Below are 15095 nucleotides of genomic sequence, written 5' to 3'. Positions count from 1 at the left end.
GGCCCGCCCTTCGTCAGGACGAAGATGTGCGCGAACGCCTTGAGGGCGGCGATCGTCGTCCACAGCAGCACGACGAAGATCTCCGGCCGGATCTGCGGGATCGTGATGTGCCAGAAGCGCCGCGGCCACGAGGCCCCGTCGATCTCCGCCGCCTCGTACAGCGCCGGGTCGACCCGCTGCAGCCCCGACATGAAGATCACCAGCGGGAAGCCGATCTGGATCCAGACCATCACCGCGATGACGCTCCACAGCGCCGTGGCCGGGTCGCCGAGCCAGTCGTGCGCGAGCGAGCCGAGGCCCACCGCGTCCAGCAGCGCGTTGACCGCGCCGCCCTCGGGGGCCAGCAGCCAGCTCCACACCACGCCCGCGATGACGATCGGCAGCACCTGCGGCAGGTAGATGCAGGCGCGCAGGACGCTCGCGGTCCGCGCCCCGAAGTGCCGGGCGATCAGGTCGGTCAGCACCGAGGCGAGCACCAGCCCGATCACCGTCGGGACGATCGCCATCCCGACGATGATCAGCGCGTTGTGCCCGAACGACGCCCAGAACTGCTCGTCCCGCACCAGCTCCCGGTAGTTGCCGAGCCCGATCCATTTCGGGGTCCCGACGCCCGTCCACTCGGTGAAGCTCGTCCCGATGTTCATCAGGAACGGCACGCCGATGACGGCGGTGAAGAGGAGCAGGCCCGGGAGCAGGTAGGGCACGTACCCCCACCGCTCCCGCGCCCCGCTCCGGCCCCGCATCGTCACTTCGGCAGGCCGCTGTCGTAGGACTTCTGCACGCCCTCCAGAACCTCGGACGGGGCGGTGCCGTTCATCAGCTTCTGCGTCTGCGACACCCACACGTCGTAGAAGCCGGCGACCGGCCAGTCCGGGTAGTACGCGAGCCCGCCGGACTCCGCGAGCCCGTCGAAGTCGCCGATCAGCTTCTTGGCCTTCGGCTCGGTGATCGCGGCCGGGTCCGCCGCCACCGGGATGCCGCCCGCGTTGCCGAGGGTGTTCTGGATCTTCTTCTTCATCGTGATGTCGATGAAGTCGTAGGCGAGCTCCTTGTTCTCCGACCCCTCGGGGACGACCCAGAGGTTCCCGCCGGAGCCGAGCGTCATCGTGGCGCCGGGCCAGACCGAGGTCTCCCACTCGAACTCCGACTCGGCGGCGACGCGCCCGAACCACCAGCTCCCGGAGAACATCATCGGGAACTCGCCCTTCATGAAGGCGACGCCCGCGTCCTCCGCCTTGAGGCTGACGGAGTTCTTGGCGACGTACCCCTTCTTCACCCAGTCGGCGAACGTGCTCGCCCCGTGCGTCCAGGCGGCGTCGGAGAAGTCCGTCTTGCCGGTGTAGCGCTGGAAGGCGTCCACCCAGTTCTGGTCGGCCTTGCCGAGGGCCAGCTGGTAGACGAACTGGTGCGCCATGTACTCGGCACCGGCGTTGGTGAACGGCGTGACGTCCTTCGCGACGAACGCGTCCATGGCGGCGACCAGCTGGTCGAACGTCGTCGGGATCTCGACGCCGTGCTTCTCGAACAGGTCCTTGTTGTAGTAGATCTGCAGGTACTCGGCGTAGTTGGGGACGCCGTACCACTTGTCGCCGCCCATCGTGCCCTTGGCGTCGTACTTGGCGGTGACCTGGACGTTCGGGCTGATCAGCTTGTCCCAGCCCCGCTTTCCGACCTCGGCGGTGAGGTCGGTGAGCAGTCCCTGCCTGGACAGCATCCCGGCGGTCGCGTTGCCCTTGTTGTACTCCATGACGTCGGGGGCGTCCTTGGAGTTCAGCACCATCGGCGCGGTCTTCTGGATCTGCTCGAAGCCCTTCTCCTCGAACGTGACCTTCACGCCGGGGTGGGTGGCCTCGAACTCCTTGACGGCCTCGCTCCACGCCTTGCCCATGGCGCTGTCGGGGGCCTCGTAGTGCCAGAGCTTCAGCTCCTTGCCGCCGGAGCCGCCGTCGTCACCGCCGCACGCGGTCAGCGACAGGGCCGCCGCGGCGAGGGCGGCGAGGACCGCCGCGCTCCTGCCTGCCTTGATCATGGTCACCTCCGGGGTGGGGATCGACGCACTGTCGAAGCGCTTCGATTGCCCCGGATGCTAAGCCTTCGCCAGGCCGCGACACAATAGTCCGCATCGCACCGATTCGGATTCGGCCCCGCTGAGCTGCGACAACGACCTGGGAGCGCTCCCAGGTCGAGCGCCTCAGCCCCGGCACTCCGCGCCGTTGAGGGTGAAGCGGGCCGGGCGGCCGTTGGCGCCGCCCTGCCGTCCGAGGAACCCGAACTCGGCCGACCCGTCCGGCGGTATCGAGCGGTTCCAGTCCGCCGCCGTGACCGTGACCGACGAGCCGTTCTGGACCCGGCTGCCGTTCCACAGCTGGGTGATCGCCTGGCCGTCGGGGAACTCGAAGCCGAGCTCCCAGCCGTCGATCTCGCCGGCACCGAGGTTCGTGATCCGGACCGTGGCCTGGAAGCCCTGCGGCCACGTGCCGTCGATCCGGTACGCGACCGCGCAGGCGGTCGCCGCCGATCGCGTCGGCGACGGGCTCGCCGCCGCGGGCGGCGCGGCCGGATTCCGGGGCGAGTCCGGGGACAGCGCCGCCAGCAGCACCGCCGTCAGCGCGATCACCCCGGTCGCCGCCCCGGCGATGACCAGCGGCTTGCGCGCCGGAGCCCACATCGCCGGAGCCCCCGCCGCCGGTGCCGGCGCCCCGGCGGGCGGGAGAGGGTCGTCCAGGACGCGCGTCGCCGCACGTGGCGGGCCGCCCGCCTCGCGGTCGTCACCCGTGCCGGCGGGCCGCGGCGCCGGAAGCGCGGCGAGCCGCACGCCGGACGCCTCGGCGAGGACGCGCGCCGCCTCGGGGGCGGTGGGCCGGGCCGCCGGGTCGGCGTCCAGGCATCGCAGGCACAGGGCGGTGACCTGCTCGGGGACGTCCGGCGGCAGGGTGGGGGCGTCCTCGGCCGGGGCGCCGCCCAGGCACTCCCGGAGGACGACGCCGAGGGAGAAGACGTCCGCCGCCGGGGTCGGGGACGCGCCGTCCGGCAACTCGGGAGCGACGTAGGCGGGTGTTCCGAGGAGGGGGCCGCCGGCCGCGGACGGGCCGGTGAAGGCGATGCCGAAGTCGAGGACCTTCACGCCGGTCCGGGTGAGGTACACGTTCGCGGGCTTGATGTCGCGGTGGACGATCCCGGCGGCGTGGGCGGCGGCGAGCGCGTCCGCGACACCGGCGCAGACCCCGGCCGCCTCGCGCCAGGGCAGCGGCCCCCGGGACAGGCGCGCCGACAGGGTCTCACCGTCCAGCAGCTCCATGACCACGTACGGAACCCGCTCGTGCTCGCCGTAGTCGTGGACGCCGGTGATGTTCGGATGGGTGAGGCCCGCGGCGGCCTTCGCCTCCAGGCGCAGCCGCCGCGTGAACTCCTCGGGCCACCCCTCCTTGGGCACCTTGACCGCGACGGCCCGGTCGAGGACGAGGTCTTCCGCGCGCCAGACGGTCGCCATGCCGCCCGCGCCGAGCGGGCGCTCCAGGCGGTAGCGCTCCCCCAGAACCTCCCCCGGGGCGACGATCTCGGCCATGATCCGCAGCCTACGCCGTCCTCGGGAACCTCTGCCGCACTCGGGCGACAAGGTAACGGCTTCGCGGGCGGGAGGGAAGAGAGCCCGGGTCTGCGGCGCCCGACACCCCCACGCCAGGCGCCGCACGACCCGGAAGGTCCGCATCCTGGGCGAACCCAGGGGACCTGTAGGGGGAACGCCCAGGCCCCGCCTCATGGTTCCCGTTTCGCGGAACTCGCGTCAGGAAGGCGTGCCGGGAGAAGGAAGGATCAGGGCGCGTAGTTCATGACGTGGTCGTGCAGCAGCCGCGGCGCCTCCGGGTCACGGCGGCGGAACGCCTCGATCAGCTCGGCGTGCTCGGCCGACTTGGAGTAGATCTCGGTGTCGTGCAGGCGCAGGGACAGCGTCGTCCACAGCTCGATGCCGAGGCTCTCCCATACCGAGACGAGCAGCCCGTTGCCCGCGCTCTCCACGATCTCGCGGTGGAACGCGATGCTGAGGCGCATCTGCTCGTGCAGGTCGCCGCCCTTCGCGGCCTCGCCGAGCCTGCGGTTGTGCTTCTCCAGCGCGTCCAGGCAGCCGTCCGACAGGCGGGGCAGCGCCAGCTCGGCGGCCGTGCGCTCCAGCCCGGCCCGGACGGGGAATATCTCCGCGAGGTCCCGCTCGGTGAACTCGCGGACGCGGGCGCCGCGGTTCGGCAGCGACTCGATCAGCCGCTGCGCCTCCAGCTGGCGCAGCGCCTCCCGGACGGGGCCCTGGCTGACGCCGAGTTCGGCGGCTATCCGCCGCTCGATGATGCGTTCGCCCGGCTCCCAGCGGCCCGAGCTGATCCCCTCCACGATGAACTCCCGGATCTGTCCGGCGAGTCCGGTGCGGAGCAGTCGAGCGGGGATCGGCGCGTTCACGGAACCCCATGTTAGACGGAGCGTCGGTAAGTGGGCCTTGACGGGTAGAATATGATCGATCATAGATCAATGATGATCGGTGAGCGTCGTCGCGATCCTACGGCGCCCGCCCCGAGGAAAGAAGGTCGCCGATGGCCGAGACCTCCCAGTCGGCCGGCAGGGCCGCTCCGGGCCGCAACCGCGGGACCCCCGGCGCCCCACGGCCGCGGAACACCGCGTCATCGCCCGGGAACACCAGGTCGGCCAAGGCCGCGTCGCCGAAGCCGGCCGCTCCCGCCGCGGACGCCGAGACGCTCGTCGGCCACTACCGGCTGATGCTGCTGATCCGGCGGTTCGAGGAGCGGGCCGCCCGCGCCTACACCGAGGCCAAGATCGGCGGCTACTGCCACCTGAACCTCGGTGAGGAGGCCACGGTCGTCGGGCTGATGGCCGCGCTGCGTCCCACCGACTACCTGTTCACCAACTACCGCGACCACGGTTACGCGATCGCCCGGGGCATCGGCGCGGAGCGGGTGATGGCCGAGCTCTACGGCCGCTCCGACGGCGTGTCCAAGGGCTGGGGCGGGTCGATGCACCTGTTCGACGCCGAGGCGCGGATGCTCGGCGGGTACGGCATCGTCGGCGGGCAGGTCCCCCTCGCCACCGGCGCGGCCCTGGCCGTGGCGTACCGGGGCGGCGACGACGTCGTCATGTGCCAGATGGGCGACGGGACGGCCGCGATCGGCGCGTTCCACGAGTCGCTGAACATCGCGGCCCTGTGGGACCTCCCGGTCGTCTTCGTCATCGTCAACAACGGGCTGGGGATGGGCACGACCGTGGAGAAGTCGTCCGCGGAGCCCGAGCTGCACCGGCGCGGTGCCGCCTACCGGATGGAGAGCGCCCGCGTGGACGGCACCGACGTGGTCGCCGTCCGGGACGCCGCCCGCACCGCCGTCGAGCGCGCCCGCGCCGAGCGCAGGCCCTACCTGCTGGAGACCACCAGCCCCCGGCTGAAGGGCCACTCCGTCGTCGACCCGGCCCGCTACCGGTCGAAGGAGGAGAAGGAGGCCCTCAAGGCCGCCGACCCCCTGGCCCGCATGGCGCTGGAGCTGGAGGAGGCCGGGATCCTCTCCCTCGACGAGCGCGACCGCCTCGACGCCGAGGTCAGGGCCGAGATCGACGCCGCGGCCGCGTTCGCCGACGCGAGCCCCGAGCCCGACGTGTCGACGCTGTTCGACTACACCTACGCCACCCCGGTCCCGGGCGAGCTCCGCCGGCTCCCCGCCGACCCCGTATTCGGTTCCTGAGGAGCGCGTCCATGGCAACGATGACCTACCGCCAGGCCCTCCGGGACACCCTCCGCGCCGAGATGCTCAGGGACGACGACGTGTTCCTCATCGGCGAGGAGATCGGCCTCTTCGAGGGCTCCTACAAGATCACCGAGGGGCTGCTGGACGAGTTCGGGGAGCGCCGCGTCCGGGACACCCCGATCGCCGAGGAGGGCTTCGTCGGCACCGCGATCGGCGCCGCGATGCTCGGCCTGCGTCCCGTCGTGGAGATCATGACGATCAACTTCTCGCTGCTGGCGCTGGACCAGATCGTCAACCACGCCGCGAAGATCTACGGCATGTTCGGCGGGCAGTCGAGCGTCCCGCTGGTGATCCGCACCCCGGGCGGCGGCGGCCAGCAGCTCGGCGCCACCCACTCGCAGAACGTCGAGCTGTTCTACTCGTTCATCCCCGGTCTGAAGGTCGTCGCGCCGTCCACGCCCGCCGAGGCGTCGGCGATGCTGAAGGCCGCGATCCGCGACGACGACCCGGTGCTGTTCCTGGAGAACCTCTCCCTCTACAACACCAAGGGCGAGGTGCCCGCGATCGAGGAGGTCGAGCCCGCCGAGATCGGCCGCGCCGCCGTGACCCGGCCCGGCGGCGACGTCACGATCATCGGCTACTCCCGGATGGCCCGCGTCGCCGCGGAGGTGGCCGAGACCCTCGCCGCGGAGGGCGTGTCCGCCGAGGTCGTGGACCTGCGCAGCCTGCGTCCCCTCGACCGGCGGACGATCGTGGAGTCCGTCCGGCGGACCGGCTCCGCCGTGGTCGCCGAGGACGACTGGCTCACCTACGGCATCGGCGCCGAGATCGCCGCCACCATCCAGGAGGGCGCGTTCGACTGGCTGGACGCCCCGGTGCGCCGGGTCGCGATGGCCGAGGTGCCGCTCCCCTACGCCAAGTCCCTGGAGTCGGCGGCGCTGCCATCCGCCGACTCCCTGCTCGCCGCCGTCCGCGACACGCTCCGCGCGACCGGCCGCGCCCCGGGAACGACACCCGCACCGCCGCGACCCCTGGAGCCCGCGTCATGACCGAGATCCTCATGCCCCGCCTCTCCGACACCATGGAAGAGGGCGTCATCAGCTCCTGGCAGAAGCAGCCCGGGGACGAGATCGCGGTCGGTGACGTCATCGTCGACATCGAGACCGACAAGGCGGTCATGGAGTTCGAGGCGTACGAGGCAGGCGTCCTCGACAAGATCCTCGTGGCCGAGGGCGAGTCCGCCCCGATCGGCTCCGCCATCGCCGTGATCACCCCGGCGGGCGGCGCGCCGCCCGCCGCTCCCGCCGAGCCCGAGGCCGAACCGGAACCGGAACCGGCCACCGCGCAGGCACCCGAGCCCGCCGCCGAGCCCGCCGCCGAGCCGGACCCGGCGCCCGCCGCGGCTCCCCGGCGCACCGGCGCCGGGGCGCGCCCGCCGTCGTCGCCGCTGGCACGCAGGCTGGCCCGCGACCACGGGATCGACCTGGCGGCGCTGAACGGCTCCGGGCCGGGCGGGCGGATCATCCGCGCCGACATCGAGGCCGCGATCCGCGCCGGTGCCCCGGCTCCCGCGCCCGCGCGGCCGGCCGAACCCGCGCGGCCGGCCGAACCCGCGCGGTCGGCCCCGCCCGTCCGGGCGCAGGCCGCGGACTCCGACGTCGAGGCCGTCCCGCTGAACCGCTTCCGCAAGGTCGCGGCCAAGCGCCTCACGCAGAGCAAGCGCGACGCCCCGCACTTCTACCTGAACCGCGAGGTCGACGCCGAGCCGCTCCTCGCCTTCCGCGGCACCCTCAACGAGGCGCTCGCCCTGGCAAAGATCAGCGTGAACGACCTGATCGTGAAGGCCGCGGCGACCGCCCTCGGCGAGCACCCGGCCGTGAACGTGTCCTACACCGAGGAGGACCTGCTCTTCCACCGGAGGGTGAACGTGGGCGTCGCGGTGGCCGTCGAGGACGGCCTGCTCGTCCCCGTCATCAGGGACGCGGACCGCAAGAGCGTGTCCCGGATCGGGCAGGAGACCCGCGAGCTGGCCGGCAAGGCCCGCGACGGGAAGCTCACGGCGCAGGAGATGAGCGGCGGCACGTTCAGCGTCAGCAACCTGGGCATGTTCGGCGTCGACTCGTTCGCCGCGGTGATCAACCCGCCGGAGGCGGCGATCCTGGCGGTGGGCGCCGTCCGGGACGAGCCGGTCGTCCGCGACGGCCAGGTCGTCCCGGGCAAGCGCATGGCGCTGACCCTGTCGGTCGACCACCGCGCCACGGACGGCGCGACCGCCGCGCGGTTCCTGGACCGCCTGGCGGCCCTCCTGCAGAACCCGCTGCTCATCGTCGCCTAGGCTTCCGGCCGGCCTCCGCCGCGAGGCCGGCCGGGCTGGTGAAGGATGTCCGGATGGAGTTCTTCTGCTACCACCGCGACCGGCCCGGCTCCGGGGAACTGCGCCACGAACTGCTGGAGGAGCACTGGTCCTACATGGACCGGTACGCGGCGCAGCTGATCGCCCGCGGCCCGACCTTCGGGCCGGGCGGCGGCACGCTCACCGGCAGCGTGCACATCGTCGACCTGCCGGACCCCGCCGCCGCCCGCGCGTTCGCCTTCGACGAGCCCTGCTACCAGGCCGGGGCGTACCGGGACGTCATGCTGCGCCGCTGGCGCAACGCCCTCGGCCGAACGATGTGGGACTTCCCCGGCGGCCGGACGGACGGCGCCCGGTACCTGGTGCTCGGCCTCGGCGCGGGACGGCCCGCCGACCTCACCGTCCCGGCCGACGAGGACGAGCTGATCGCGTACGGCCCGCTCCTCTCCGACGACGGCACGGCCTGGCTGGGCACGGCGGCCCTGCTCCGGGCACCGGACCCGGACAAGGCGCGCACCGTCCTCACCTCTGGCGCCTATGCCGGCATCGAGGTCCACGAGTGGGAATTCGGCGGCCGCCGCTGACGGGCCGCGCGGGCGTCGCCATGCGACCGCGTCCGCAGGCGCGGGGCTGTCGGCGGTGCGGAACGGATGGCCGTATCCGGCCGGCGACCGATCAGAGCGTGGCCGACCACGACGCCGCCGGTTGTGCCGGGCCCCGTAAACCCCTTGTCGTCTCTTTGACGAGATGTGATCATTGCGAACATGTCGGTCAACGTTCCGCTGGGTCCCCTGCTCGACCCCGCCTTCCATCTGGGCGCGGTGCCCACCACGTGGGCTGAGCTGCTCGGCTTCGGGACCGGCGCGGTCAACGTGTGGCTCGTCGTCCGGCAGAACATCCTCAACTGGCCGATCGGCATCGCCAACGTGATGCTGCTCGGCCTCGTGTTCCTGGACGGCGGCCTCTACGCCGACTCCGGGCTGCAGGTCTTCTACATCGGCCTCCAGCTCTACGGGTGGTGGATGTGGCTGTACGGCGGGGACGGCCGCGACAACCTCCCGGTGAGGCGCACGCGCCGCGACGAGTGGGCGGCCCTCCTCGTGGCGGGCGCGGCCGCCACCGCGTTCCTGACCTGGGCCCTGTCGGTCTGGACGGACTCCACGGTGGCCTTCTGGGACGCCCTCACGACGTCGATCTCGCTCATGGCCGTCTATGGCCAGTCGCGCAAGCTGCTGGAGTCGTGGTGGCTGTGGATCACCGCGGACCTCGTGTACATCCCGCTCTACTTCCACAAGGACCTGAAGCTGACGGGCGTCCTGTACGTCGTCTTCCTGACGCTGTGCGTGTTCGGGCTGCGCGCCTGGCGCCGCGATCTCCGTGCCCGGACGGCCGGCGAGCCCGCCGCGGCGGCCGCATGACGTACGCGCACGGGCTGGTGATCGGCAAGTTCTACCCGCCGCACGCCGGCCACCACCACCTGATCGACGTCGCCGCGGCCGCGTGCGCGCGGGTGAGCGTGGTCGTCGCCGCGTCCAGCGTCGAGAGCATCCCCCTCCCGCTGCGGACGGCGTGGCTGCGCGAGGCGCACCGGCAGCCGCACGTGGAGATCATCCCGGTGGTGGACGACGCCGACGTCGACTACGGGTCGGACGAGCTCTGGTCGGCGCACGTCGCCGCGTTCCGGGCGGGCCTCGCTATGCGCTCGGGACTCGGCGTGCCCGTCCCGCCGGTGGACGCGGTGTTCAGCTCCGAGGCGTACGGGCCGGAGCTGGCGGAGCGGTTCTCCGCCGTCCACGTGCCGGTGGATCCGCCGCGGGAGCGCTTCCCGGTCAGCGGCACCGCCGTGCGGGACGACCCGGCGGCGAACTGGGAGTTCCTGGCACCGGCCGTCCGGGCGCATCTGGCGCGGCGGGTCGTGGTGGTGGGCGCCGAGTCGACCGGGACGACCACGCTGGCCCGGGCGCTCGCCGCGCACTACGCCGGGCGGGGCGGCGTCTGGGCGGCGACGCGCTGGGTACCGGAGTACGGGCGCACGTTCACCGGGGAGAAGCTGGCCGCGGCCCGCCGCACCGCCGGCGACCCTTCGCTGTGGCTGGACGCCCTCAAATGGGAGTCCGCCGACTTCACCCTGATCGCCGAGCACCACGCCGCGCTGGAGGACGCCGCCGCACGGTCGGGTTCCCCGCTCCTCGTCTGCGACACCGACGCGTTCGCCACCGCCCTCTGGCACGAGCGCTACCTCGGGACCCCGGCGCCGGAGGTGGAGGCCGTGCACGAGCGCACCCCGCACCACCTCTGGATCCTCACGTCACCGGAGGGCGTCCCGTTCGAGCAGGACGGCTGGCGTGACGGGGAGTCGATCCGGTCGTGGATGTCGGGGCGTTTCCAGGCGGAACTCGAAGCACGGGGCCTCCCCCACATCATCGTGACGGGCCCCCACGAGCACCGCCTGGCCGCCGCGGTCACGGCGACCGACGACCTTCTCGCCAAGGGCTGGACATTCAACGCCCCGCTGTAGGCGACGGAGCGGGCGAAAAGCCAGAGTCGATCAAGGGCCTTCGACCGGAATCGAACCGAGTACCTCCAGGACCACAACCTGGCGTGCATGCCACCACACCACGAAGGCCGTGTCTCCGGCAAGATTCGAACTTGCGACCTCCGGGTCCGCAACCCGGCGCGCTCTCCACTGCGCCACGGAGACGTGTCTTCCGACGTGCCGAGTGCAGGAATCGAACCTGCCTGCCGCGGCTTATGAGACCGCCGGACGCACCAGCGTCCCTACTCGGCGCGGAGGGTGCGAGATTCGAACTCGCGCAGGGATGACCCTGACCACGGCTTAGCGGGCCGCTGCCTTTCCACTCGGCCAACCCTCCGGAAAACGAAAAAGACCGCCCACGGTCTGCGGGCGGTCGGCGAACGTGCGGGTCACGTCCGTGCGCGGCTCCCGAGACCGGAAAGGCTGTGCATTCGATGACTGCGCATCTTCCTCCCCTTTCGGTCTCGTTATCGGGAACACCGATGATGCCGCGGTGCTTCCCACGCGGCAACACGTTTTCCGGAGGCGCGGGCGTCACATCATCGGGTGCGGGGCGGCCAGGGCCGTGTTCAGGGCGCGGAGCGCGTGGTAGACGCGGACTTTCACCACGTCCACCGGCACCCCCAGCGAGGCCGCGGCCTCGTTGACCGAGCGTTCCCGGAAGACCGTCTCGGTGAGGATCTCGCGGTGCACGGGCGGCAGGGTCTGGAAGGCCCGGGCGACCACCGCGGGGCGCATCCGCTCCCCCGGCAGGCCGGGGGCGAACGAACCGGTGTGCTTGCCCATCCGCAATCCTTCCTTCGAGCGGCCCGCCGCCCCTGGAGGCGGGCGGGCCCGATTGCCACGACACGAACTTCGCACCCGATCCGCCCCGAGGCCCGCCACTTATGCCCGCTTTAAGGAAGCGTTGAGGCTGAGATCCGGGGGGCGGTCAGAAGGGTTCGCGGAGGGGTTCGCCGGCGGCGAGGAGGGCGAGGGCGGCGGCGCCGTGGAGGCCGGCGTCGCGGTGCAGGGTGGTGGCCGAGACCTGCAGGTCACGGAGGTAGGGCATGCCCGCGCGCTCGGCGATCGTGTCGCGGAGGGGGTCGAGGAGGAGGTCGCCGGCGGCGGAGAGGCCGCCGCCGATGACGACGTCGCGGACGTCGAGGACGGCGGCGGTGTTGAGGATCGCGGTGGCGAGCGCGGCGGCGGTCCGGCCGAAGGCGGCGAGGGGGATGCGCGCGCCGTCGCGGGCGGCGGCGGTGAGGGCCCTGGCGTCCGGGCGGCCCATGGCGAGCGTCCAGCCCTGCGCGAGGGCCCAGCGGACCATGCCGGGGCCCGAGGCGATCGTCTCCAGGCAGCCGCGGGCGCCGCAGACGCAGGGTTCGCCGCCGGGGTCGACGATGACGTGGCCGATGTGGCCGGCGTTGCCGGTGCGGCCCGTCCAGGGGCGGCCGTCGATGACGAGCCCGCCGCCGACGCCGGTCGACACGACGATGCCGAGGAGGGACGAGCAGGTGCGGCCGCCGCGCCACCATTCGCCGAGGGCCATGCACTGGGCGTCGCCCGCGAGGGAGACGGGGACGCCGGGGACGAAGCGCCGTACCGTCGCGACCAGCGGGAACTCGCGCCAGCGGGGGATGTTGATCGGGCTGACGGTGCCGGCGGCCGCGTCGATCGGGCCCGCCGAGCCGATGCCGACACCGGTCAGGCCGGGACCCGCGAAGTCGGCGACGAGGCCGCGCAGGGTGGCGGTCGGCGACTGGCCGACCGGGTGCTCGGCGCGGTCCAGGAACGTTCCATCGGCGGCGACGCGGGCGACGGCGAACTTGGTGCCGCCGATGTCGAGGGCGAGGACGGTCATGGGATCGCGGGGACCACGCGGTAGAGGACGCCCCTTCCGGTGAGACGGACGGCGGGGGCGCCGGCGGGAATGAAGGCGGCTTCGCCTCGGGTGAGGGTCAAGGTGTCGTCTGTCGTGAGGTGGGCTTCGCCCTCCAGGCACAGAAGTGTCTGGGGAAGGCCGGGAGGCAGGTCGTCCGGGTCGGCGGTCAGGTCATGTCGGATAAGGGAGAATTCCTCCGTATCGGGACAGTACCGGAATCCGGCCGCGGGTTCGACCCTGGTGGGCACGGACGGGACGAAACTCACCACGCGCATCAGTTCCGGGACGTCGATGTGCTTTCCGGTGAGCCCGCAGCGCAGAACGTTGTCGGAATTGGCCATGACCTCGATCGCGAGTCCGCGCAGATAGGAGTGCGGGACGCCGGCGTCCAGGAACAGCGCCTGGCCGGGCGCGAGTTCGACATGGTTGAGCAGCAGGGCCGCGAGGACGCCGGGATCGCCCGGGTGGGCGCGGGCTATATCGGCGTAGACGGAGGTCAAGGCCGGTTCGACCGCGGCCTGAATGGGGCGGGACTCCTCGTCCAGCATTTGTGCGAGGACGGTGCGGAGGGCGTCGCCTGGAGGTTCGGTGCGGAGCGTTTCGATCCATCGACGCAGTTCGGGTACGCCGAGGCTTTCCAGGAGGGCGGCGGTCCCGGCGGGGTCGCGGAAGCCGCAGAGCCCGTGGAAATCGGTGAGGGCGCAGACCATCTCCGGCTTGTGGTAAGGGTCCTTGTAGGCGCGGGTGAAATGGTCGAGGGGGATGCCGCGCTCCTCCTCGGCCGCGAATCCCGCCTCGGCCTGCGCCATCGTCGGGTGCACCTGGAGGGACAGGGGTTTCTCGACGGCCAGCACCTTGAGCAGGTAGGGCAGCGCCGGCCCGAAACGCTTGACCGAGGGCGCGCCCAGCATCCCGATCGGGTCGTCGTCGATGAGCACGTTCAGCGGGGTCCCGTCCACCGACGACGGCGCCGCCGGGTGCGCGCCCGCCCACAGCTCGGCCTGCGGACGCCCGGTCGGCTCGGTGCCGAGCAGCTCGGGCAGCGCGGTGCGCGATCCCCAGTCGTACGGGCGGACCGGGGTCGTCAGCGGCATCGGCGCGGTCATGGGGCGAGCACCCGCGGCGCGGCGGCGCGGCCTCGCGGCCGGTGTGTTCCCGTGTGCAGCGATGGCCGGTCCCTCCTTGATCAGTGTGCTCAGGGTAGAGGGCGCGGTGCCCAATGGACTCAACCACTGCGACTCAACCGCTTCGGCCCGGTAGCCGGCGAGCCTTTAGGATGGGCCGGGGGGTGGACGTGGGCAAGCACAACAAGCCGGCGACACGTGGCTGCCCCGGCTGCAAAGGGACCGGCACCAGCACCGCGACCGGTGAGACGTGCAACGTCTGCCGGGGCACGGGCCGCATCTGAGCCCGTCAGATCCGCCCGGGGGACGGCGCGGGATCGGGGCGGCGCTGGCTCGGCATGCTCAGCAGGGCGAGGGCGCAGGACGCCCAGGCGAGGACCGCGTAGCCGCCGGCCGACAGGACGACGGTCGACAGCAGGCTCGCCGCCGCGGCGATCGTCCAGACGGCGGCGTCGACCGCGCCCTCGACATGCGGCCGCACGGGCTCCGGCAGGTCCCGCGCGAGGCGGCCGCTGCCGCCCACGAAGCACAGGTTCCACCCGTAGCCGAGCAGGAACAGCGCCACGGGACGTCCGAGGTCGCCCGTGGCGACCGCCGCGAGCGCCGTGGAGAGGGCCAGCGTCAGCAGGCCGGCGATGATCACCGGGCGGCTGCCGAACCGGTCGGCCAGGCGTCCGGTCACCGGGGACAGGGCGAACATGCCGAGGGTGTGCGCGGAGAGCGCCATCCCCACGGCCCCCAGGCCGTGCCCGTGCATGTGCATGTCCAGCGGCGCGGCGGTCATCACGGCGACCATGACGACCTGCGCCGTCACCATCGCCGCAAGCGCGGAACGCGCGACGGGCGTGGTGACGAGCGCGCGCAGCGGCGGCGGCCCGATCCGCGGCACCGACCCGCCGCGCGGCGCGGCGGTCATCGCGGCCGCCGCGGCGGCGCAGGTGACCAGGGCCAGCAGGAAGGGGCCGGTGAGCGCCGGGAGGCCGAAACCGTCCGCGGCGGCGCCGGCCGGGTCGAGCAGCAGCGGGCCGCCGACCGCGCCGGCGGCCGCCGCCCACACCACGAGCCCGATGGCGAAGCCGCGCCGTCCCGCCGGGTGCAGGTCGGCCGCCGCGTAGCGGGACAGCTGGGCGGCGGCGTTGCCGAGACCCAGCAGCAGCATCCCGAGGCACAGGCCGGTGATGTCGCCGCGCGCGACGGCGACGGCGGCGAGGCAGGCTCCCGCGGCCGCGGCCGCGTAGCCGAGGACGAAGGTGCCGCGGCGGCTCGTCCGGCTCATGAGCCGGGTCAGGAGCAGGGCGCCCAGGCCGGTCCCGACGATGCCGGCGGTGACGGGGACGCCTCCCCATCCGGCGCCGAGCCGGTCGGCGGCGACCAGGGTCCCGGTGGCGCTCGTGACGGCCATGGACGCGTTCATCAGGGCGGTGCCCGAGCAGAGGGCGGCCATCGGACGGGACCGCTGCGGAGGGAGGAGCATGCCTTA

General features: G+C 72.7%; 14 protein-coding genes and 4 tRNA genes. 6 read left to right on the top strand and 12 right to left on the bottom strand.

Features of this window, described 5'->3' with window-relative positions:
• The 4 genes from E1289_RS21125 to E1289_RS21110 all read right to left on the bottom strand — a co-directional run.
• Positions 1-743 (bottom strand): sugar ABC transporter permease (locus E1289_RS21125; RefSeq protein WP_131982753.1); only part of this gene is annotated, 743 nt, incomplete at its 3' end.
• Between the two features lie 2 nt (positions 744-745).
• Positions 746-2029 carry an extracellular solute-binding protein gene (locus tag E1289_RS21120; protein ID WP_131982751.1) on the bottom strand — a complete coding sequence of 428 codons (1284 nt, stop codon included), beginning with the start codon at positions 2027-2029 and terminating at the stop codon, positions 746-748.
• 162 nt (positions 2030-2191) lie between these two features.
• Positions 2192-3565, bottom strand: a complete 1374-nt coding sequence (locus E1289_RS21115; RefSeq protein ID WP_165970560.1) for a cellulose binding domain-containing protein — start codon at positions 3563-3565, stop codon at positions 2192-2194.
• A 248-nt stretch (positions 3566-3813) separates the two neighbouring features.
• A complete protein-coding gene (locus tag E1289_RS21110) occupies positions 3814-4449 on the bottom strand; it encodes a GntR family transcriptional regulator (protein WP_243713019.1) in 636 nt (211 codons plus the stop codon).
• Positions 4450-4580: 131 nt separating this feature from the next.
• On the opposite strand from E1289_RS21110, the gene pdhA reads away from it, so the two are divergent.
• The 6 genes from pdhA to E1289_RS21080 all read left to right on the top strand — a co-directional run bounded on the left by pdhA (position 4581) and on the right by E1289_RS21080 (position 10609).
• Complete coding sequence (gene pdhA / locus E1289_RS21105) at positions 4581-5735, top strand: pyruvate dehydrogenase (acetyl-transferring) E1 component subunit alpha (protein WP_131982745.1); 1155 nt, start codon at positions 4581-4583, stop codon at positions 5733-5735.
• Between the two features lie 11 nt (positions 5736-5746).
• Positions 5747-6787, top strand: a complete 1041-nt coding sequence (locus E1289_RS21100; RefSeq protein ID WP_131982743.1) for an alpha-ketoacid dehydrogenase subunit beta — start codon at positions 5747-5749, stop codon at positions 6785-6787.
• A complete protein-coding gene (locus tag E1289_RS21095) occupies positions 6784-8073 on the top strand; it encodes a dihydrolipoamide acetyltransferase family protein (RefSeq protein WP_131982741.1) in 1290 nt (429 codons plus the stop codon). The genes E1289_RS21100 and E1289_RS21095 overlap by 4 nt, the downstream gene beginning before the upstream one ends.
• Positions 8074-8126: 53 nt before the next feature.
• Positions 8127-8675, top strand: coding sequence for a YciI family protein (locus E1289_RS21090; protein WP_131982739.1), 549 nt, complete (start codon positions 8127-8129; stop codon positions 8673-8675).
• A 180-nt stretch (positions 8676-8855) separates the two neighbouring features.
• Complete coding sequence (pnuC, locus tag E1289_RS21085) at positions 8856-9509, top strand: nicotinamide riboside transporter PnuC (protein WP_131982737.1); 654 nt, start codon at positions 8856-8858, stop codon at positions 9507-9509.
• The gene (locus tag E1289_RS21080; RefSeq protein WP_131982735.1) at positions 9506-10609 is read left to right on the top strand and encodes an AAA family ATPase; all 1104 of its coding nucleotides are present in this window, start codon (positions 9506-9508) and stop codon (positions 10607-10609) included. Before pnuC ends, E1289_RS21080 begins: the two co-directional genes overlap by 4 nt.
• Positions 10610-10644: 35 nt before the next feature.
• Here the strand turns inward: E1289_RS21080 and E1289_RS21075 are convergent.
• The 8 genes from E1289_RS21075 to E1289_RS21045 form a co-directional block, all read right to left on the bottom strand.
• A tRNA-His gene (locus E1289_RS21075) sits at positions 10645-10717 on the bottom strand.
• Between the two features lie 2 nt (positions 10718-10719).
• Positions 10720-10792: transfer RNA gene (locus E1289_RS21070), tRNA-Arg, on the bottom strand.
• A gap of 13 nt (positions 10793-10805) precedes the next feature.
• Positions 10806-10878 (bottom strand) — tRNA-Met (locus E1289_RS38300).
• A gap of 1 nt (position 10879) precedes the next feature.
• Positions 10880-10964 (bottom strand) — tRNA-Ser (locus tag E1289_RS21065).
• Between the two features lie 197 nt (positions 10965-11161).
• Complete coding sequence (locus E1289_RS21060; RefSeq protein ID WP_131982733.1) at positions 11162-11413, bottom strand: sigma factor-like helix-turn-helix DNA-binding protein; 252 nt, start codon at positions 11411-11413, stop codon at positions 11162-11164.
• 145 nt (positions 11414-11558) lie between these two features.
• Positions 11559-12470 (bottom strand): ROK family protein, encoded by a 912-nt coding sequence (locus E1289_RS21055; RefSeq protein ID WP_131982731.1) that lies wholly within the window; start codon positions 12468-12470, stop codon positions 11559-11561.
• Entirely contained in the window at positions 12467-13597 is a 1131-nt protein-coding gene (gene manA / locus E1289_RS21050; RefSeq protein ID WP_243713016.1) for a mannose-6-phosphate isomerase, class I, read from the bottom strand. The genes E1289_RS21055 and manA overlap by 4 nt, the downstream gene beginning before the upstream one ends.
• Before the next feature lie 307 nt (positions 13598-13904).
• On the bottom strand, positions 13905-15089 hold the full coding sequence (locus E1289_RS21045) for an MFS transporter (protein ID WP_131982729.1): 1185 nt from the start codon (positions 15087-15089) through the stop codon (positions 13905-13907).
• Positions 15090-15095 lie beyond the last annotated feature (6 nt).

Source organism: Actinomadura sp. 6K520, assembly GCF_004349245.1.
GTDB lineage: Bacteria > Actinomycetota > Actinomycetes > Streptosporangiales > Streptosporangiaceae > Spirillospora.
The sequence above is the reverse complement of the archived record's forward strand: the minus strand, read 5'-3'. Positions and strand labels throughout refer to the sequence as shown.